19 protein-coding genes are annotated in these 17,811 nt (G+C 65.0%); 11 read left to right on the forward strand and 8 right to left on the reverse strand.

All coding sequences use genetic code 11. The features are described from left to right. Window positions 1–5: 5 nt before the first annotated feature. Window positions 6–1,253: a sarcosine oxidase subunit beta family protein gene (locus tag KJP29_RS13770; protein ID WP_218464109.1), complete on the reverse strand. Its 1,248-nt coding sequence runs from the start codon at window positions 1,251–1,253 to the stop codon at window positions 6–8. Window positions 1,254–1,442: 189 nt separating this feature from the next. Between KJP29_RS13770 and ccmI the strand changes: the two genes are divergently transcribed. The 6 genes from ccmI (at window position 1,443) to KJP29_RS13800 (ending at window position 4,662) form a co-directional block, all read left to right on the forward strand. Next, window positions 1,443–2,681: a c-type cytochrome biogenesis protein CcmI gene (gene ccmI / locus KJP29_RS13775; RefSeq protein ID WP_218464110.1), complete on the forward strand. Its 1,239-nt coding sequence runs from the start codon at window positions 1,443–1,445 to the stop codon at window positions 2,679–2,681. Next, complete coding sequence (ruvX, locus tag KJP29_RS13780) at window positions 2,678–3,142, forward strand: Holliday junction resolvase RuvX (RefSeq protein ID WP_218464111.1); 465 nt, start codon at window positions 2,678–2,680, stop codon at window positions 3,140–3,142. Before ccmI ends, ruvX begins: the two co-directional genes overlap by 4 nt. Beyond that, on the forward strand, window positions 3,139–3,375 hold the full coding sequence (locus KJP29_RS13785; RefSeq protein WP_218464112.1) for a DUF1289 domain-containing protein: 237 nt from the start codon (window positions 3,139–3,141) through the stop codon (window positions 3,373–3,375). The genes ruvX and KJP29_RS13785 overlap by 4 nt, the downstream gene beginning before the upstream one ends. Window positions 3,376–3,476: 101 nt before the next feature. Next, window positions 3,477–3,662, forward strand: coding sequence for a DUF4169 family protein (locus KJP29_RS13790; RefSeq protein WP_218464113.1), 186 nt, complete (start codon window positions 3,477–3,479; stop codon window positions 3,660–3,662). Next, window positions 3,659–3,886 carry a ribbon-helix-helix domain-containing protein gene (locus KJP29_RS13795; RefSeq protein ID WP_218464114.1) on the forward strand — a complete coding sequence of 76 codons (228 nt, stop codon included), beginning with the start codon at window positions 3,659–3,661 and terminating at the stop codon, window positions 3,884–3,886. The genes KJP29_RS13790 and KJP29_RS13795 overlap by 4 nt, the downstream gene beginning before the upstream one ends. Before the next feature lie 47 nt (window positions 3,887–3,933). Further along, window positions 3,934–4,662: a tryptophan-rich sensory protein gene (locus tag KJP29_RS13800; protein WP_218464115.1), complete on the forward strand. Its 729-nt coding sequence runs from the start codon at window positions 3,934–3,936 to the stop codon at window positions 4,660–4,662. Here the strand turns inward: KJP29_RS13800 and KJP29_RS13805 are convergent. Together KJP29_RS13805 and uvrA are read right to left on the reverse strand one after the other, a co-directional pair. Continuing rightward, entirely contained in the window at window positions 4,648–5,055 is a 408-nt protein-coding gene (locus KJP29_RS13805) for an NUDIX domain-containing protein (RefSeq protein WP_218464116.1), read from the reverse strand. The genes KJP29_RS13800 and KJP29_RS13805 overlap by 15 nt on opposite strands. Further along, window positions 5,052–7,928, reverse strand: a complete 2,877-nt coding sequence (gene uvrA / locus KJP29_RS13810; RefSeq protein WP_218464117.1) for an excinuclease ABC subunit UvrA — start codon at window positions 7,926–7,928, stop codon at window positions 5,052–5,054. The genes KJP29_RS13805 and uvrA overlap by 4 nt, the downstream gene beginning before the upstream one ends. A 184-nt stretch (window positions 7,929–8,112) precedes the next feature. On the opposite strand from uvrA, the gene KJP29_RS13815 reads away from it, so the two are divergent. After that, the gene (locus KJP29_RS13815) at window positions 8,113–10,605 is read left to right on the forward strand and encodes a VWA domain-containing protein (RefSeq protein WP_218464118.1); all 2,493 of its coding nucleotides are present in this window, start codon (window positions 8,113–8,115) and stop codon (window positions 10,603–10,605) included. A gap of 103 nt (window positions 10,606–10,708) precedes the next feature. Next, window positions 10,709–11,071 (forward strand): rhodanese-like domain-containing protein, encoded by a 363-nt coding sequence (locus KJP29_RS13820; protein ID WP_218464119.1) that lies wholly within the window; start codon window positions 10,709–10,711, stop codon window positions 11,069–11,071. A gap of 141 nt (window positions 11,072–11,212) precedes the next feature. On the opposite strand, the gene KJP29_RS13825 is transcribed toward KJP29_RS13820, so the two are convergent. From KJP29_RS13825 to KJP29_RS13840, 4 genes are all read right to left on the reverse strand, one after another. Next, entirely contained in the window at window positions 11,213–11,629 is a 417-nt protein-coding gene (locus tag KJP29_RS13825) for a DUF1330 domain-containing protein (RefSeq protein WP_218464120.1), read from the reverse strand. Window positions 11,630–11,717: 88 nt separating this feature from the next. Beyond that, complete coding sequence (tig, locus tag KJP29_RS13830) at window positions 11,718–13,049, reverse strand: trigger factor (protein WP_218464121.1); 1,332 nt, start codon at window positions 13,047–13,049, stop codon at window positions 11,718–11,720. A gap of 134 nt (window positions 13,050–13,183) precedes the next feature. Next, on the reverse strand, window positions 13,184–14,359 hold the full coding sequence (locus KJP29_RS13835) for an NnrS family protein (RefSeq protein ID WP_218464122.1): 1,176 nt from the start codon (window positions 14,357–14,359) through the stop codon (window positions 13,184–13,186). Between the two features lie 76 nt (window positions 14,360–14,435). Then, on the reverse strand, window positions 14,436–14,861 hold the full coding sequence (locus tag KJP29_RS13840) for a pseudoazurin (protein ID WP_218464123.1): 426 nt from the start codon (window positions 14,859–14,861) through the stop codon (window positions 14,436–14,438). 97 nt (window positions 14,862–14,958) lie between these two features. Here KJP29_RS13840 and KJP29_RS13845 point away from each other — a divergent pair, with 97 nt between their 5' ends. Then, window positions 14,959–15,654, forward strand: a complete 696-nt coding sequence (locus KJP29_RS13845) for a Crp/Fnr family transcriptional regulator (protein WP_218464124.1) — start codon at window positions 14,959–14,961, stop codon at window positions 15,652–15,654. On the opposite strand, the gene KJP29_RS13850 is transcribed toward KJP29_RS13845, so the two are convergent. After that, window positions 15,651–15,875: a DUF1858 domain-containing protein gene (locus KJP29_RS13850; RefSeq protein WP_218464125.1), complete on the reverse strand. Its 225-nt coding sequence runs from the start codon at window positions 15,873–15,875 to the stop codon at window positions 15,651–15,653. The genes KJP29_RS13845 and KJP29_RS13850 overlap by 4 nt on opposite strands. A gap of 123 nt (window positions 15,876–15,998) precedes the next feature. Here KJP29_RS13850 and KJP29_RS13855 point away from each other — a divergent pair, with 123 nt between their 5' ends. After that, entirely contained in the window at window positions 15,999–16,451 is a 453-nt protein-coding gene (locus tag KJP29_RS13855; RefSeq protein WP_218464126.1) for a cytochrome c, read from the forward strand. 11 nt (window positions 16,452–16,462) lie between these two features. After that, window positions 16,463–17,809 (forward strand): cbb3-type cytochrome c oxidase subunit I, encoded by a 1,347-nt coding sequence (locus KJP29_RS13860; RefSeq protein WP_218464127.1) that lies wholly within the window; start codon window positions 16,463–16,465, stop codon window positions 17,807–17,809. The last annotated feature ends 2 nt before the right edge of the window (window positions 17,810–17,811 follow it).

The raw sequence follows: 17,811 nt of genomic DNA on the forward strand, positions 1-17,811 counted from the left end.
AACCGTCAGTGCGCGACGCCGGCCGCGACGCTTTCGTCGATGAAGCGCCCTTCGCGGAAGCGGTCGATGCTGAAGGCCGCGGCCAGGGGTCCGGGTTCGCCTTTCGCGACCAGATCGGCCATCGCCCAGCCGGAGCCGGGGATCGCCTTGAACCCGCCGGTGCCCCAGCCGCAGTTGACGAAGATGCCGCCCACGGGGGTCTTGGAGATCAGCGGCGAGCGGTCGCCGGTCATGTCCACGATCCCGCCCCATTGGCGCAGCATCTTCAGCCGCGAGATCATCGGGAAGGTCTCGATCAACGCGCGGACGGTTTCCTCGATGTGATGGAAGCTGCCGCGCTGGGTGTAGTTGTTGAACCCGTCGGTGCCGCCGCCGATGACCATCTCGCCTTTGTCGGACTGCGACATATAGCCGTGGACGGTGTTCGCCATGACGACCACGTCCATGCAGGGTTTGATCGGCTCGGACACGAGCGCCTGAAGCGCGACCGATTCGATGGGCAGACGGAAGCCCGCCATCTCGGCCAGTTCCGAGGAATGCCCGGCGACCACGACCGCGAGCTTGCCGGTCTCGATCCGGCCCTTGGAGGTGTTCACGGCCTTGACCTGTCCACCCTCGGTCTCGATCCCCGTCACGGCGCAGTTCTGAATGATGTCCATGCCCATGCCGGCGCAGGCACGCGCATAGCCCCAGGCCACCGCATCGTGACGCGCGGTGCCCCCGCGCGGCTGCCAGAGCCCGCCCAGCACCGGATAGCGCGGCCCGTCGATGTTGATGATCGGCACGAGTTCCTTGACCTTTTCCGGCCCGATGAACTGGGTCGCCACGCCCTGAAGCGCATTCGCATGGGCCGTGCGCTGGTAGCCGCGCACCTCGTGATGGGTCTGGGCCAGCATGATGACGCCACGGGGCGAGAACATGACGTTCATGTTCAGGTCCTGGCTCATCGTCTCGTAGAGCGAACGCGCCTTTTCATAGATCGCGGCCGAGGGGTCTTGCAGGTAGTTCGAGCGAATGATCGTCGTGTTGCGCCCGGTGTTGCCGCCGCCGAGCCAGCCTTTTTCCAGCACCGCGACATTGGTGATGCCGTGGTTCTTGCCAAGGTAGTAAGCGGTGGCGAGCCCGTGGCCACCGGCCCCCACGACGATCGCGTCGTAGTGTTTCTTCGGCTCCGGATTGCCCCAGGCCTTCTCCCATCCCTGTTGATAGCGAAGCCCTTCTCGGGCGATGGCAAAGGCCGAATAGCGTTTCATGCGAATCCTTTCGGGGTCCGGGTTCGCGCCGACCATAGCGTTCTGCGTTGCGGCGCCAACACGGCGAACGGCACCAAGACGCACAAATGCGACATCACCTTTTTGCGGGGTGACGGGATGCAACGTCGCAGGGGGTTTTGCGACGCCGCATATGCCGCTAAACGGATGTGACTTTTTCTGGGAGGAAGCATGGGCTTCTGGATCCTCGCCGCGCTGGCCGCCCTCGTGATCGTTCTGTCTCTGGGCTACGCGCTCTTCGCCCCCGCACGCGACACCGCGCGGGCCACGGCGGAATTCGACATGAAGGTCTATCGTGACCAGCTGACGGAACTCGACCGCGATGTCGCGCGCGGTACCGTCGCGCCGGAAGACGCCGAGCGGACGCGGGTGGAAATCTCGCGCCGGCTGCTCGAAGCGGACCGCGCGGCACAGGTGTCCACCGGCGCCTCCTCTGCCCCGCGCAGGGCCAATGTCCTCGGCGCCGGCGCGATGGCGCTTCTGGTTCTGGGGGGCGGGCTCTGGCTTTATTCCGACCTTGGCGCGCCGCAATATTGGGACATGCCGTTGCAGATGCGCAAGGAAATGGCCGAAGAACGCCGCGCCACCCGACCCGGCCAGGCCGAGATCGAGGCGCAGATGCCGCCGTGGACCGGCCCGGCCGAGGACGTTGATCAGGACTACATAGACCTGGTCACGCAATTGCGCACCGCTGTCGAGCGCCGTCCGGGCGATGTGCAGGGCCTGACGCTGCTGGCCCGGCACGAGGCGATGCTGGGCAACTACAAGGCCGCCTATGCCGCGCAGAAGCGGCTGGTCGAAGTCATGGGCGACACCGCCGCGCCGTCCGACCACGCCGATCTGGCCGAGCTCATGATCATGGCCGCAGGCGGCTATGTCTCGCCCGAGGCCGAAGCCGCACTCGATGCCGCGCTGAAGGTCAATCCGAATAACGAAGTGGCGCGGTATTACTCCGGGCTCATGTTCGCCCAGAACGGGCGCCCCGACCTCGCGTTCCGGCTGTGGAAGGTGCTTTACGAGACCTCGCCCGTGGAAAGCCCCTGGATGGCCCCCATCGCCGCCCAGATCGAGGATCTCGCCCAGCTTGCCGGCGTGAACTACACGCTGCCCGACCGCACCCCTTCCCCCGGCCCGACCGCCGAGCAGATGCGCGAGGCGCTGACCCTCTCGGACGAGGACCAGCAACAGATGATCCGGGGCATGGTCGACGGCCTCATGGAGCGGCTCGCCACGCAAGGCGGCAGCGCCGAGGAATTCGCCCGCCTGATCAATGCCCTCGCCGTTCTGGGCGAGACCGAACAGGCGCAGGCGATCCTCGACGAGGCACGCGGGAGCTTCGCCAACAGCCCTGCCGACCTCGCCACTGTCGAAGCGGCCGGCACGGCCGCAGGACTCACGGTGCCGGAATGATCCACGAGGACATCGTCGACTTCGCGGCAGCACTGCCAGCGATGCGCGCGGTCGCTGGCCTCGACTATGGCGACAAGACCATCGGCGTTGCCGTGTCCGACGGCATGCGCCAAGTCGCGACACCGCTCGAGACGATCCGGCGCAAGAAGTTCACGCCGGATGCCGAGGCGCTTCTGGCCATCGCCGCAAAACGCGACATCGCCGGTCTCGTGCTGGGCCTTCCCCGCAACATGGACGGCTCTGAAGGTCCACGCTGTCAGGCGACCCGCGCCTTCGCCCGGAACCTGGCGCGGCTCACGGATCTCCCGATCACCTTCTGGGACGAACGCCTCTCCACCGTCGCCGCCGAACGCGCGCTGATCGAGGCCGACACCTCCCGCGCCAAGCGCGCGGGCGTGATCGACCATGTGGCTGCCGGCGTGATCCTGCAGGGCGCCCTGGACAGGATGCGCCACCTGTGACCGACGACGTCTGGACCCGCGACGAACCACTGTCGCCCTGCACCAAGGTCTGCCAGATCCACCCGGAGATGCGGCTTTGCATCGGCTGCTATCGCACCATCGACGAAATCGCCCGCTGGTCGCGCCTCAGCGACACCGAGCGTCGCCTGATCATGGATGCCCTTCCCGACCGCGCCCCCATGCTCGCCCGCCGCCGGGGTGGACGCGCGGCGCGGCTCCACAAAAAACCCTGACTTCGCAACTTCCCTGCTTCATAAACATCTCGCGGAGCGTCTCTCGCTCCCGCCCCTTCGAACGGCCCCGCGCCGGGATCAAGACGCAGGACAGACGCTGAATGGCAAAGATCACCAACCTCAACCAGATCCGCAAGGCCCGCGCCCGCGCCGAAAAGCGCGCTCAAGCCGATGAAAACGCGGTGAAGTTCGGCCGAACCAAGGCGCAGAAAGTCGTGGAGAAGGCCGACGCCGCACGCGCGAGACGCATCCTCGACGCGCACCGCAAGGACGAACCCGAGGCATGACCGACGCCCGCCCGCGCAAGCATTCGGTGACGCTCCGGGGACATCGCACCTCGGTGTCGCTCGAGGACGAGTTCTGGCAGGCGTTCCGCGAAATCGCGGAGGCCGAGGGCAAGGGCATCAACGAACTGGCCACCGAAATCGACGAAGCTCGCGGCGTGTCTTCGGGCCTTGCCTCCGCCATCCGGCTCTATGTCCTGCGGCACTATCGGCGCGCAAAGTCCTGAACCAAAGCCCGGCCTCGCGCGTAGTCTTCCTGAAAGGAAGGTGCTTCATGCGTGCCAAATCCGTGCTTCTCTTCGTCGCCGCCGTGGCCTTTGCGCTCGGTCCCTTCATGACCCCCGGCTTTGGCGGCTTCGACCCGAACCTCTATCCCAATCCGCAGGTGGACCCGCCGGTTCAGCCCGCGGGCTATGCCTTCGCCATCTGGGGCCTTATCTACCTCTGGCTCATCGTTTCGACCGGATTCGGGCTGCTCAGACGCCACGACGCGCCGGACTGGGACGCGCATCGTCTGCCGCTGCTCGTGTCGCTCGTGATCGGTGTCGCCTGGTTGCCGGTCGCCCTGATCTCGGCGATCTGGGCGACGATCCTCATCTTCGCGATGCTCTTCGCCGCCGCCGTCGCACTCGCCCGGACGCCCGCGCGCGACCGCTGGCTCGCCCGGGTGCCGGTGGCGCTTTATGCAGGCTGGCTCACCGCTGCGGCCTATGCCTCGCTCGGAATGTTGGGCGCGGGCTACGGAATCGGCTTCACCGAAGTGCCCTGGGCCTATGTCAGCATCGTGCTCGCCCTCGCGACCGCGCTTGTCATCCACGGCATGCGTCAAGACGAACCACTCTATTTCGCCAGCACGATCTGGGCGCTCGTCGCTATCGCGGTGAAGAACTGGGGAGACGTGCAAGGCGTCGCCTGGCTCGCTGCTGCGGGCGCGCTCGTTCTTGCGGTGCTCATGGTGGTCGAGTGGATTCGCGTGCCGCCCGGCGGGTTACGACACGCCTAGGGCCGCGCGCAGAACTTCGTCCACCCGCGCCGACATGGGCCGCGTTCCTGTCATGACCTCGTCGAAGGCGACCCATTCGGCGGCGTCCACATCGTCCGCCGCCACCGCATTGCCTGACTGATAGATGCAGAGATAGCCGTGCAGGTCGAAGGCAAAGCCTTCCTGCCGGACCGGGGTCACGCCCAGAAGCGGGCCCTCGGTCGCCCGGATGCCGGTTTCCTCGAACAGCTCCCGAACGGCCGCGGAACCCGCGTGCTCGCCCGGATCGACCTTGCCGCCCGGAAACCCCCAGAGCCCCGCGTCCGGCGGATTGCGCCGCCGGACGAGCAGGACCCGCCCCTCGCGCAGGCAGACCGCCAGCGCTGCGGGCACGACCCGGGCTTCGCCGGTCATTCCGCCGCCGTGGTTTTCGGGGCGCGCTTCGGATTCAGCATCTCGACAAGGTAGCGTCCGGTGTGACTCGTTTCGACGCCCGCCACATCCTCGGGCGTGCCGGTGGCCACCAGCGTGCCGCCGCCATCGCCGCCCTCAGGCCCGATGTCGAGGATCCAGTCCGCCGTCTTCACCACGTCGAGGTTGTGCTCGATCACCACGACCGAATTGCCCTGATCCACAAGCTCGTGCAGCACTTCAAGCAGCTTCTTCACGTCCTCGAAGTGGAGCCCCGTCGTCGGCTCGTCGAGGATATAGAGCGTGCGGCCCGTGGAGCGCTTCGACAGCTCCTTGGACAGCTTCACCCGCTGCGCCTCGCCGCCCGACAGCGTCGTCGCCTGCTGACCGACCTTGATATAGCCGAGCCCCACACGCATCAGCGCATCCATCTTCTCGCGGATGGCTGGAACGGCGGTAAAGAAGGTCTGCGCTTCCTCCACGGTCATGTCGAGCACGTCCGCGATGGACTTGCCCTTGAAAGTCACCTCCAGGGTCTCGCGGTTGTAGCGCTTGCCCTTGCAGGTTTCACATTCGACATAAACGTCGGGCAGGAAGTGCATCTCGATCTTGATGACGCCGTCGCCCTGACAGGCCTCGCAGCGCCCGCCCTTGACGTTGAAGGAAAACCGCCCCGGCTTGTAGCCGCGCGCTTTGGCCTCGGGCAGCCCTGCGAACCAGTCGCGGATCGGGGTGAAGGCCCCGGTATAGGTGGCAGGGTTACTGCGCGGCGTGCGCCCGATAGGACGCTGGTCGATGTCGATGACCTTGTCGAGATGTTCGAGCCCCTTGATCGTCTCGCAGGGCGCAGGCGTCTGGCGGGCACCGTTGAGACGCATGGAGGCCGTCTTGAACAGCGTCTCGATGGTCAGGGTCGACTTGCCGCCGCCCGACACGCCGGTGACGCAGACGAACTTGCCCAGCGGGAAGTCGGCCGTCACCTCCTTGAGGTTGTTGCCCGTCGCCTTGACCACGGTCACCTTCTTGCCATTGCCCTTGCGACGATCGACGGGCACAGCGATCTCGCGCTTGCCCGACAGGTATTGCCCGGTGAGCGAAGCGGGGTCGGCGGCGACCTCGTCCGGCGTGCCCTTGGAGCAGACCTGCCCGCCATGCACCCCGGCGCCCGGGCCGATGTCGAAGACATAATCCGCCTCGCGGATCGCTTCCTCGTCGTGTTCCACCACGATCACCGTGTTGCCCTGATCGCGCAGGTTCTTCAGCGTCGTGAGCAACCGCCCGTTGTCGCGCTGGTGCAGCCCGATCGAGGGTTCGTCGAGCACGTAGAGCACGCCGGTCAGGCCGGAGCCGATCTGGCTCGCGAGACGGATGCGCTGGCTTTCGCCGCCGGAGAGCGTGCCTGAATTGCGGCTGAGGGTGAGGTATTCGAGCCCCACGTTGTTCAGGAACCCCAGACGTTCGCGGATTTCCTTCAGGATCGCGCGGGCGATTTCGTTCTTCTGCTTCGACAGGGCCGCAGGCACGCTTTCGCACCAGTCGAAGGCTTCCCTGATCGACATCTCGACCACCTGGCCCACGTGAAGGCCAGCGATCTTGACCGCCAGTGCCTCTTCCCGCAGGCGATAACCGCCGCAGGCCCCGCAAGGACGGTTGTTCTGGTACCGTTCGAACTCCTCGCGCACCCAGCTCGAATCCGTTTCGCGGTAGCGGCGTTCCATGTTCGGGATGACGCCCTCGAAGGGGCGCGACACCTCGTAGACCCGCCCGCCCTCGTCAAAGCGGAACTTGATCTCTTCGTCGCCGGAGCCGAACAGAAACACCTTCTGCACGTCCTCCGGCAGCGATTTCCACGGCGCGTCCTTGTTGAAGCCGTAGTGTTTGGCGATGGACTCGATGGTCTGGCGGAAATAGGGCGACTTACCCTTCCGCCAAGGCGCGATGGCGCCGTCATAGACCTTGAGCGTCGCATCCGGCACCACGAGACGTTCGTCGAAGAAAAGTTCCTGCCCGAGGCCGTCACAGACTGGGCAGGCCCCGAACGGAGCGTTGAAGGAGAAGAGTCGCGGCTCGATTTCCGGGATCGTGAAGCCTGACACCGGACAGGCGAATTTCTCGGAGAAGGTCATGCGTTCCGGTTCGCCCTCGTCCTCGTTCGGGGCCGTCTCCAGAACGGCGATCCCGTCGGCAAGGTCGAGCGCGGTGCGGAAGCTGTCCGCCAGCCGCTGCTCCATCCCCTCGCGCACGACGATCCGGTCCACGACCACGTCGATGTCATGGCGGAATTTCTTGTCGAGCACCGGCGGCTCCTCGAGCTCGTAGAAGGCGCCATTGACCTTGACCCGCTGGAAGCCCTGCTTGCGAAGCTCCTGAAATTCCTTGCGATATTCGCCCTTCCGGTCGCGCACGATGGGCGCGAGCAGATAGGCACGCGTGCCCTCCTCCATCGTCATCACGCGGTCCACCATGTCCTGCACCTGCTGCGCCTCGATGGGCAGGCCCGTGGCGGGCGAATAGGGCGTGCCGGCGCGGGCATAGAGCAGGCGCATGTAGTCGTAGATTTCCGTCACCGTGCCGACGGTCGAACGCGGGTTCTTGGACGTCGTCTTCTGTTCGATCGAGATCGCCGGGCTGAGACCCGAGATATGGTCCACGTCCGGCTTTTCCATCATGTCGAGGAACTGCCGCGCATAGGCCGAGAGGCTCTCGACATAGCGGCGCTGCCCTTCGGCATAGATCGTGTCGAAGGCGAGCGAGGATTTTCCCGACCCGGAAAGCCCGGTGATCACGACGAGCTCGTCGCGGGGGATGTCCACGTCGATGTTCTTGAGATTGTGTTCGCGCGCACCGCGCACTTCGATGAACTTCTGTTCGGCCATGGATCCCACCTGCATCGCGCCTTGGAAAGACAAACTCATTAGATAGGGCATCACGGCGCGACCGCAAACCAAAAAAGTGAACGAAGGGTGAACAAAATTCCGGCAAACTAGGCTTTTGCAGAATCGCTCCCAGTGAGTAGGGTTTCGGTGATTTTTTGCCGATAGACCTTTGACGGAAAACCGCATGCTACGCATCTTGCTAACCGCCCTTTTCACTCTTTCCGCCGTCGTCACGGCACAGGCGCAGGAGGCCACCGAGCGTCCACAGGCCATTCTGGTGCTCGACGCCTCCGGGTCCATGTGGGGGCAGATCGACGGGGTCAACAAGATCGTCATCGCCCGCGACGTGGTCACCAATCTCCTGGGCACCCTGCCCGAGGATCAGGCGCTCGGCCTCGTCGCCTATGGCCACCGCACCAAGGGCGATTGCGGCGATATCGAGCTTCTCGCGGAACCGGGCGCTGACCGGGCGGCCATTGCCGATGCCGTCAATGCGCTGAACCCGAAGGGGAAAACGCCGCTCTCCGCGGCCGTGGTCCAGGCCGCCGAAGCGCTGAAATACTCCGAGGAGGCGGCCACCGTGATCCTCGTGTCGGACGGGATCGAAACCTGCGATTTCGACCCCTGCGAAGTGGGACGGCAACTCGAGACGACAGGCGTCAACTTCACCGCCCATGTGATCGGATTCGACGTGGCCGACGCCGAGACGCGGGCGCAGCTTCAGTGTCTGGCCGATGAGACCGGCGGCAGTTTCCGCACGGCCTCGGACGCGGGCGAACTCGCGCAGGCGCTGACCGAGGTGGCGACCGCCCCTGTCCCGGAGCCTGAACCGGAAGCGATCACCGTAACCTTCCGCGCCGTGGATGGACCGGGCGGTGTCGTCATGAACCGCGACATCGTCTGGACCATCACCGCAGGCGACGCGACCCTTGCCGAAGGCAGCGACGACGCCTCGCCGGTACTCGAGATCGCGCCTGGTATGGAGGGCCTCGCCACGGTCACCCGACTGCTCGACGAGGAAGTGGTCGAAGCCCGTTTCACCGTTGGGACAGCATCGCAGGTGGTCGAAGTGATCTTGCCGAAATACGCCCCGCCCGCGACGGTCGAGGCGCCGGCCTCGGCGCCGGCGGGATCGATGGTTCCCGTGACCTTCACCGGGCCGCGCGGCGACGGCGATTACATCGCTTCCGCCGAGATCGGCTCGGAGGACGGGCATTACGTCGAATACAGCTATGTGGCCGACGCCGAGGGCGACACGGTCGAGGTCCGGATGCCGCCCACCCCGGGCCCCGCCGAGATCCGATATGTTCTGGCCAAGGGGCTTCAGGCGCTTGGACGGACCGAGATCGAAGTCACGCCGCTCACGATCTCGCTGAGCGCGCCCGAGGGGGCGAGCGTGGGCACCACGCCCGAGATCGCGTGGGAAGGGCCGGACTATCAGGGCGACTTCATCACGGTCTCGACCACCGACGCCGAAGACGGCCAATATGAAACCTATGAATACACCCGGGAAGGCAGCCCCCTGCCCCTCGTCATGCCCTCGGAGCCCGGCACCTACGAGTTGCGCTACGTGCTGGCAGCCTCCGGCACGGTCGCGGGTCGCTCGGCCCCCTTCGAGGTCGCCGCGGCGAGCGTGAGCGTGTCGGGACCGACCGAAGCCGTGGCCGGGTCGGAGATCGAGGTCACGTGGCAGGGCCCCGATGCCCAGAACGACTATATCTCGATCGCGCGTGCCGACGACGACGACGGATACGAGACATACTCCTACACACGCGGCACCAATCCGCTCAAGGTCGAGACGCCCATCGAACCCGGCGACTATGAAATCCGCTATGTCCTGAACCAGAATCGCACCGTTCTGGCACGGCAGGCGATCACCCTGACCGAGGTGGGCGCGCAAGTGACGGCGCCGGCGACGGCGCTTGCGGGTACGGACGTGAGCGTGGAGTGGACCGGCCCTGGTTACGCCAGCGATTTCATCAGCTTCGCCGAGGCTGGATCGGACGACGGGACCTATGTCACCTATACCTACACGAAGGAGGGATCGCCCCTGAAGATCGAGGCGCCAACGACGCCGGGGAGCTACGAAATCCGCTACATCGCCAATGCCGACTACACGATGCTCGCGGCCGCACCGATCACGGTGGAGGCAGCAGAAGCTACGCTCTCCGCGCCCGACAGGGCCCCGGCGGGTGCGCCGCTCAAGGTTGACTGGACCGGGCCTGAGACGCGAAACGACTACATCGCCGTCGCCGAACCCGGGTCCGAGGCGGGCGATTACGTGAACTATGAATACATAAATCGCGGCAATCCGCTCGAGATCGACCTGCCGGCGACGCCGGGAGATTATGAACTTCAATATGTGCTCACCGGTCGCCCCGTCACCATCATCACCCGCCGCCCGATCACCGTGGAGGAGGTGACCGCCAGTCTCACGGGCGAGCGGCGTGAAAGCAGCATCGCGATCACCTGGGAGGGACCGGGGTATCGCCGGGATTACGTGACCATCGCCCGGCCGGAGGACGACCCGGGCACCTACGAGGACTACGCCTATACCAATCGCGGCGAGACCGTGGAGGTCGACGTGCCGGAGACACCGGGCACCTACGAGCTGCGCTATATCCTCGACGGCGACGTGGACCGGGTGCTCGCCCGCGTGCCCTTCACGGTGGAGTGAACCCTGTGCCGACACGATGGGCCCTTGACATATTCAACTTAGTGAATATTATCGTCTCCAACAGCGAAACACGCCCGCTCGGGCGAATGTCAAGGATGCGAGAATGTTTGGACTACTGGGCGGCCGTGCCGCGAAATCGGGCATGAGCCCGCAGGAAGCGGTCGCCAAGGCCGCCTCCGGAGAGATCACCGTCGTCGACGTGCGCGACGCGGGAGAGCTTGCCATGTCGGGCAAGGCCAAGGGCGCGGTGCATATCCCGCTTGCCGTGATCCGCATGCAGGGCGATCCGCGCTCCCCCGAATTCAACGCGGCGCTGTCGCTCGACAGGCCCGTGGCGATCTACTGTGCCTCGGGCGCGCGATCCTCGATGGCGGCTCAGGTGCTCGCGGGCTACGGCTTCGACGTGACCAACATTGGCGGCCTGGGCCACTGGCAGATGGCGGGCGGCGAGGTCGTGCGCGCCTGAGCGTCAGGCGAGGGTGAGAGATCGGGAGCGGGCCTTCGGGTCCGCTTCTTTCGTTTCGAATCTTGCTTTGCAAGATCCGACCGAGGTGGGGGCTCTGCCCCCACACCCCCGAGGTATTTAAGAAGCAGTGAAGGCCATGGGTCAGCCAAAGCCGCCGCCGGCCTTGCCGGGTTCCATGCGGATGAGGCGCGACGTTTCCACTGCCGCCTGACGATGCGCCATGGCCTTGCGGTAGGTCGGATCCTTGATCATCGCGACGAAGGCCTCGGCGCTGGGGTATTCGGCGATGAAGCAGAGGTCCCAATGTTCGTCGGCGGGGCCGATCAGCATGAATTCCATGCGCCCTGACCAGACGATGCGACCGCCCTCGCGCCCGAAGATGGGGGCGCTTTCGCGGGAATAGGCGGCATAGGCCTCAGCCCCGGTTGCGGCGCGTCCATCGTCATAGAGGGCGCGGTCGCGCAGCTTGACGAGGTTGAGCATATGGATGGGTCCCGCGCGGTCGATGGCACGGAGTTGCGCGAAGGCGTCGCCTTCGAAGCCGGTGTGGTGGGTCATGTGGTCCTCCCTTTCGGGCCACCCTACCCCCGGAAATGCAAAAGGCCGCCCCCTGAGGACGGCCTTTCACGCAACGTCAGTGCCGGGCTCACGCCTCGTCGAGCGCGTCCACGGCTTTCTGGAGGTCGTCCTTGGAGACCCCTTTTTCGGAAACTTTCGCCTGCGCGGCGATGTGATCGACGACCTTGTCCTCGAAAAGCGGCGCCTGGATCTGCTGGCGCATCTGCGGGTTCTGCTGGACGAAGTCGAAGAAGGCGCGTTCCTGGCCCGGATACTGGCGGGCCTGCTGCATCACGGCCTGGGTGAACTCGGCATCGGTCACCTGAACCTCGGCCTTGCGGCCGATCTCGGCGAGGAGGAGCCCGAGGCGCACGCGGCGCTCGGCGAGTTTCTTCGCCTCGTCGGTCACTTCGATCTCCGGGTGGTCATGCCCGTGAACGTCGGGGTTTTCCTCGTGCCAGAGCTGGTGCGCGATCTGGTTGGCTTCCGCATCGACGAGCGAGGGCGGCAGATCGAACGAGACCTTGCCGTCGAGCGCGTCGAGCAGGCCACGCTTCATCACCGCGCGGGCGGCACCGGCGTATTCGGCTTCGAGCCGCTCGGCGACCTGCGATTTCAGCGCGGCGAGGTCTTCGGCACCGTATTTCTGCGCCAGATCGTCGTTGATCTCGGCGGGCTTGGGTTCCTTCACGGCCTTGATCGTGCAGGTGAAGGTCGCCTCTTTGCCGGCGAGGTTCGCGGCACCGTAGTTTTCCGGGAAGGTCACGACGACGTCTTTTTCGTCGCCTTCCTTCACGCCGACAAGCTGATCCTCGAAGCCGGGGATGAACTGGCCGGAGCCGAGCACGAGGGGGAAGTCTTCCGCCGCGCCGCCGTCAAAGGCTTCGCCGTCGACTTTGCCGAGGAAGTCGAGCGTGACCTGATCGCCGTCTTTCGCCTTCGAGCCCTTCTTGCGGTCCTCGAAATTCTGGGCGTTCTCGGCGAGCGAGGTGAGCGCTTCGTTGATCTCGTCGTCCGAGGCTTTGACCACGAGCTTTTCGAGCGCGAGGTCGGAGAGGTCCACCTCCGGGATTTCCGGCAGCGCTTCGTAGGTCATCTCGACCTCGACGTCGTCGCCTTCTTTCCAGTTCTCGTTCGTCATCTTGACGTCGGGCTGCATGGCCGGACGGTCGCCCGATTTCTCGAAGTGGTCGTTCATCGCGCCGTCGATGGCGTCCTGCATGGCTTCGCCCATGAGACGCTGACCGAAGTTCTTCTTGAGCAGCGCCATCGGGACTTTGCCCTTGCGGAAGCCCTTCATCTCGATCTCGGGCTGGGCTTCGAGAAGTTTCTCGTTGACCTTGGCGTCCAGATCGGTGGCGGGCACCACGATCTTGTAGCCGCGCTTGAGGCCTTCGTTCAGGGTCTCGGTGACGCTCATGTTCGGTTCCTTCATCGGCAGATGGGGCGCGAAATCGCACCCCCGGAAATTTTCACGCCCTTCTATGTGGGCAAGCGAAAGGGTGCAAGCGGGTTTCAGCGCCGCGCTGCGGCGTCGCTGCATGGATCCGGGCCTCACGTGGCCGGCGTCCGCTTCGACAGGACCGGCCGCCAGAGCCTGGCCATCACGACGAGGAACGCGCCCACCCAGAGCACGCCAGCACCGATCAGCAGCGCCTCGCGCGGTGCGTTTTGGACTTCGGCCGCCACCCGGAGGAGGGAGGCGACCGCCAGCGCGGCGAAGGCCCCGGTCGCGAAAGCGCCGGCTTCGAGCGGGCGTCCGGTGTGCCCGAGGGTGGCGCGGACCATCACGGCGACCGTCATCGTGCCGACAGCCCCTGCCCCGAGCGCATGGAATGTTGCGGCATCGTTCAGGATTCCCACGGCGGACAGGGCCGCTGCGGCGAAACCGAAGGGAATGAAGGCATAAGACAGGTGCAGCATGAGGAGGAGCGGAGACCGCCAGGTATGTGCACCCCGCCAGCGTGCGAGACGCAGCGCCTGCCCCATGCCGGCTAGACCGAGCAGGAGGGCTTCGGCGAGACCTTCTGCCTGCGCAACCCACAGCCCCAGCGCGAGAGCCCCTGTCAGGATGGCAATGCCATCGAAGCTGTTGAAGGGAATGGGGAGGCGCCTCTGGCCCTGCTTGACCAGCCAGTTGCGCGTGAAGCTCGGGATGATGCGTCCGCCGATCAGCATGATCAGGAAGACGAGGACCGCGAGACCGAGACGATGGGCGAACATGGCGGCGCCCGTCTTCATGGCCTCGATGTGGAAGATCAGGTTCGCGACCCAGAAAATCGTAACCGGCACAAGGACCTTCAGATTGCGCCAGTTGCGACCGGCGACGATCTCGCGCGCGATCATGCTGCCGACGAGGAGGAGGAAGAGCTGGTCGATCAGCAGGACCGCCACCGGGCCCACGGGGAAGACGCCCGCCGAGACGTACCGTCCGGCGATCCAGACGAGGCTTAGCACCCCGAGCGGCAGGCCGCGGGTGGGCAATCGTCCGGTCCAGTTCGGAACGGCCGTGAACAGAAAGCCCGCGACCACGGCGGCGCCGTAGCCGAAGACCATCTCATGCACGTGCCAGTCGACGGGAAGGAACACCGACGACAGGCTCAAGAGGCCTTCCCACACAGCAAGCCAGAGCGCGATGGCGAGGGCCGCGAAGCCAGTGGCGAGCAGGAAGAAGGGGCGAAACCCGGCGGACAAAAGCGCGGGGCCGGTGTAGGGGGTGCGGGCCGACATGCGAAAGCTCCTTGATGTCGAAAGGGCGACGCAGGTCGCGCCGCCCTTTCTGTGACAGTGACGAAGGGACGGGACGTCACTGAACCTGTGCAATCAGGTCGGCCATGCGGGCCTTGGCCTTGCCCTTCTGCGGGACCGCGGCGACGTCATCGAGGTTCACGGCCGCGCCGACCTGGATGAGCGCGACCATGCCCATGCCGTAGTGCGGCGTGCATTTCACGCCATAGAGGCCCTCGGACCCGAGAGTGAGTTCGAAGTCCTCGTTGAAGTCGGTCTTGAAGCCTTCGACCCCCTCCGGGAGCATGCCCTCGATCGCCTCGACGTTGTGACCCTTGTCGGTGGCGACGAAATGGATCACGTCACCCGGCTGGGCCTGAACGAAGGCAGGCTGGAACACCATGGCGCCTTCGTCGCCCTTGTTGAGCATCTGAATTTCGATGGTTTCGGCAGTAGCGGCCCCGGCGGCAAGCACGAGAGCGGCGGAAAGCAGGAGACGTTTCATAAGCATTCCCTTTCGGTCTATTCCTGTTTCGTCTGCGCTCCTTTTGCGCTATCTCCCCGACCCGAACGTTGCATTTGAACAAACTCCCGGAGCATTTGTGGCCAAGCTCGACGAAAGCCTTCTCGCCGACCTCCCTCCGTTCAGCCTGCTGGAACGGAGTCAGATCCGCGACATCCTGAGCCAGGCCTCGTCGCGCCGGTATCCTGAAGGTGCAGCGATCTTCAGCGAGGGCCACGACGCGGAGCGATTCTATCTTCTTCTCGACGGATACCTGCGGGTGATCCGTTCGACCGAAGGTGGCGAAGAGATCATCGTGCTGCACATCTCGCCCGGCCAGCTTTTCGGCATCGCCAAGGCCCTGGCGCGCGACACCTATCCGGCCACCTCCATCGCGGCGGCCGAATCTATCGCGCTGTCCTGGCCCATGTCGCTCTGGGACGACTTCACAGCGAACTACCCCGGTTTCGCCACCGAAAGCTACCGCACCCTCGGCCGCCGGCTGGGCGAGATCCAGACCACGCTGACGGAAATGGCGACGCAGGCGGTAGAGAAACGGGTCGCCTGTGCCGTGCTCAGGATGATGAACCAGAGCGGCCGGCGCACCGTCGACGGGATCGAGATCGGCTTTCCGATCACCCGGCAGAACATCTCCGACATGACCGGCACCACGCTCCACACGGTCAGCCGCCTTTTGTCGGCCTGGGAGAAGGACGGCGTGGTTTCGTCGCGGCGCAAACATATCGTGGTGACGAAGCCGCACGAACTGGTGCTGCTGTCGGGAGCGCAGGGTTAAGGCAGGCGCGCGGCGCGGCGAAGCTCGGCGCGGAACGCCTCTTCGTCGAGCCCGTATTCGATGCAGGCATCGGTGATCGCGTGGAAGGGCGCGACCGGACAGCCGGGGCAGAGCATCTGTCTGTCGAGAAATACCTGCATCATGTCGGGCCATTCGCCGAACAGGGTCGCCAGTGGCAGGTCCGGATCGTCGAAACGGGGGCGTCTTCTGAATCTGGGCATGGCGGGGCTCCTTCCCTGCCAGACTGCGCGATCCAATCGCCCGGTTCTTTGCGTTTCCACAACAAGTGGCACGGTCGCCCCCGCTAGGTGTCCTTCATCGACACCACAAAACGGGACCGTGACATGTCAGACATACTCACGAAATCACGGGCCAGGAACGTCTTCTACGGGGGGAGTATCTTCTTCGTCGTCGTGTTCGTGGCCCTCACGGCGCAAAGCCATCGCTATATCGTCAAGACCTCGACCGCCGGGGCACCGATCACCGAAGAGGTGCGGCTGGGCAAGGAGGTCTGGGAACGCAATTCCTGCATCAACTGCCACACGCTGCACGGCGAAGGCGCCTATTTCGCGCCCGAGGTCGGCAACGTGATGACCCGCTGGGGCGCAACGGACGACCCCGAGCTCGCGTTCGAAATTCTTGACGGATGGATGAAGGCGCAGCCCTCGGGCACCCCCGGCCGCCGCCAGATGCCGCACTTCGAGATCACCGAAGAGGAAATGCGCGGGCTCGCGGAATTCCTCCGCTGGGCCGATCAGACCAACACCCAGAACTGGCCGCCGAACGACGCCGGGTAAGGAGACCGAAAATGAAATACCAATCTCAATCCGTGGCGAAATACTACTTTCTCGCCGCCGCCGCGCTGTTCGGCATTCAGGTGCTGGGCGGGCTTCTCGCAGGGTGGATCTATGTCTCGCCCAACACGCTCTCGGAAATCCTTCCGTTCAACGTGGTTCGCATGATCCATACCAACGCGCTCATCGTCTGGCTCTTGCTGGGCTTCTTCGGCGCAGCCTACTACCTCGTTCCCGAAGAGGCCGAGCGAGAGCTGTTTTCGACCAAGCTCGCCTATGCCCAACTCATCATCCTTCTGGTGGGCACTTTGGGGGCCGTCGGGTCGTATCTCGTCGGCATCCACGGCGGGCGCGAGTTCTTCGAACAACCCCTCTGGGTGAAATTCGGCATCCTCGTCGCTGCCGTGATCTTCCTCGTGAACATCTCGCTCACGGCGCTGGCGGGGCGCAAGACTGCGATCACCAACATCCTGCTCATGGGCCTCTGGCTCTTGTGCCTGCTCTGGGTCTTCGCCTTCATCAATCCGGACAACCTGTCGCTCGACAAGATGTATTGGTGGATGGTCGTGCACCTCTGGGTCGAGGCGACCTGGGAACTGGTCATGGCTGCGATCCTCGGGTTCCTGATGCTGAAACTCACGGGCGTCGACCGCGAGGTGATCGAGAAATGGCTCTATGTCATCGTGGCGCTGGCGCTCTTCTCGGGCATCTTGGGCACCGGGCACCACTTCTACTGGATCGGCGCGCCGGGCTACTGGCAGTGGATCGGCTCCATCTTCTCGACCCTCGAGGTGATCCCCTTCTTCGCCATGATGACCTTCGCCTTCGTGATGGTCTGGAAGGGCCGCAAGAACCACCCGAACAAGGCCGCCCTTCTCTGGTCGCTCGGGTCCTCCACCGTCGCCTTCTTCGGCGCGGGCGTCTGGGGCTTCCTGCACACGCTCCACGGGGTGAACTACTACACCCACGGCACGCAAATCACGGCGGCACATGGGCACCTCGCCTTCTACGGCGCCTATGTGGCCCTGAACCTCGGCATGTTCACCTATGCCATGCCGCAACTGCGCAAACGGGTGCCCTACAACCAGGTGCTCAACATGGCGTCCTTCTGGCTGATGACCGGCGGCATGGCCTTCATGACTTTCACGCTGACCTTCGCCGGCACGATCCAGACGCATATGCAGCGGATCCTAGGCGACTACTACATGGAGGTGCAGGACCAGTTGGGCCTGTTCTACCTCATGCGTTTCGGCTCCGGCGTGGCAGTGGTGCTGGGCGCGCTCCTCTTCATCTACTCGATGCTGGTGGTGCGCCGCGAAGTCATCAAGCCCGGCCCTGCGGCCGCGCAGCCGGCGGAGTGACC

Origin of the sequence: Maritimibacter sp. DP1N21-5, assembly GCF_019218295.1 — a bacterium.
GTDB lineage: Bacteria > Pseudomonadota > Alphaproteobacteria > Rhodobacterales > Rhodobacteraceae > Maritimibacter.

What these genes read in the sequence shown, in the direction of transcription:
- KJP29_RS13840 (WP_218464123.1), bottom strand. Translation starts at nt 14,861, where the DNA reads ATGAAACGTCTCCTGCTTTCCGCCGCTCTCGTGCTTGCCGCCGGGGCC.
- KJP29_RS13850 (WP_218464125.1), bottom strand. Translation starts at nt 15,875, where the DNA reads ATGCCCAGATTCAGAAGACGCCCCCGTTTCGACGATCCGGACCTGCCA.
- KJP29_RS13835 (WP_218464122.1), bottom strand. Translation starts at nt 14,359, where the DNA reads ATGTCGGCCCGCACCCCCTACACCGGCCCCGCGCTTTTGTCCGCCGGG.
- KJP29_RS13800 (WP_218464115.1), top strand. Translation starts at nt 3,934, where the DNA reads ATGCGTGCCAAATCCGTGCTTCTCTTCGTCGCCGCCGTGGCCTTTGCG.
- KJP29_RS13805 (WP_218464116.1), bottom strand. Translation starts at nt 5,055, where the DNA reads ATGACCGGCGAAGCCCGGGTCGTGCCCGCAGCGCTGGCGGTCTGCCTG.
- KJP29_RS13820 (WP_218464119.1), top strand. Translation starts at nt 10,709, where the DNA reads ATGTTTGGACTACTGGGCGGCCGTGCCGCGAAATCGGGCATGAGCCCG.
- tig (WP_218464121.1), bottom strand. Translation starts at nt 13,049, where the DNA reads ATGAGCGTCACCGAGACCCTGAACGAAGGCCTCAAGCGCGGCTACAAG.
- ruvX (WP_218464111.1), top strand. Translation starts at nt 2,678, where the DNA reads ATGATCCACGAGGACATCGTCGACTTCGCGGCAGCACTGCCAGCGATG.
- KJP29_RS13790 (WP_218464113.1), top strand. Translation starts at nt 3,477, where the DNA reads ATGGCAAAGATCACCAACCTCAACCAGATCCGCAAGGCCCGCGCCCGC.
- uvrA (WP_218464117.1), bottom strand. Translation starts at nt 7,928, where the DNA reads ATGGCCGAACAGAAGTTCATCGAAGTGCGCGGTGCGCGCGAACACAAT.
- KJP29_RS13855 (WP_218464126.1), top strand. Translation starts at nt 15,999, where the DNA reads ATGTCAGACATACTCACGAAATCACGGGCCAGGAACGTCTTCTACGGG.
- ccmI (WP_218464110.1), top strand. Translation starts at nt 1,443, where the DNA reads ATGGGCTTCTGGATCCTCGCCGCGCTGGCCGCCCTCGTGATCGTTCTG.
- KJP29_RS13825 (WP_218464120.1), bottom strand. Translation starts at nt 11,629, where the DNA reads ATGACCCACCACACCGGCTTCGAAGGCGACGCCTTCGCGCAACTCCGT.
- KJP29_RS13795 (WP_218464114.1), top strand. Translation starts at nt 3,659, where the DNA reads ATGACCGACGCCCGCCCGCGCAAGCATTCGGTGACGCTCCGGGGACAT.
- KJP29_RS13860 (WP_218464127.1), top strand. Translation starts at nt 16,463, where the DNA reads ATGAAATACCAATCTCAATCCGTGGCGAAATACTACTTTCTCGCCGCC.
- KJP29_RS13770 (WP_218464109.1), bottom strand. Translation starts at nt 1,253, where the DNA reads ATGAAACGCTATTCGGCCTTTGCCATCGCCCGAGAAGGGCTTCGCTAT.
- KJP29_RS13815 (WP_218464118.1), top strand. Translation starts at nt 8,113, where the DNA reads ATGCTACGCATCTTGCTAACCGCCCTTTTCACTCTTTCCGCCGTCGTC.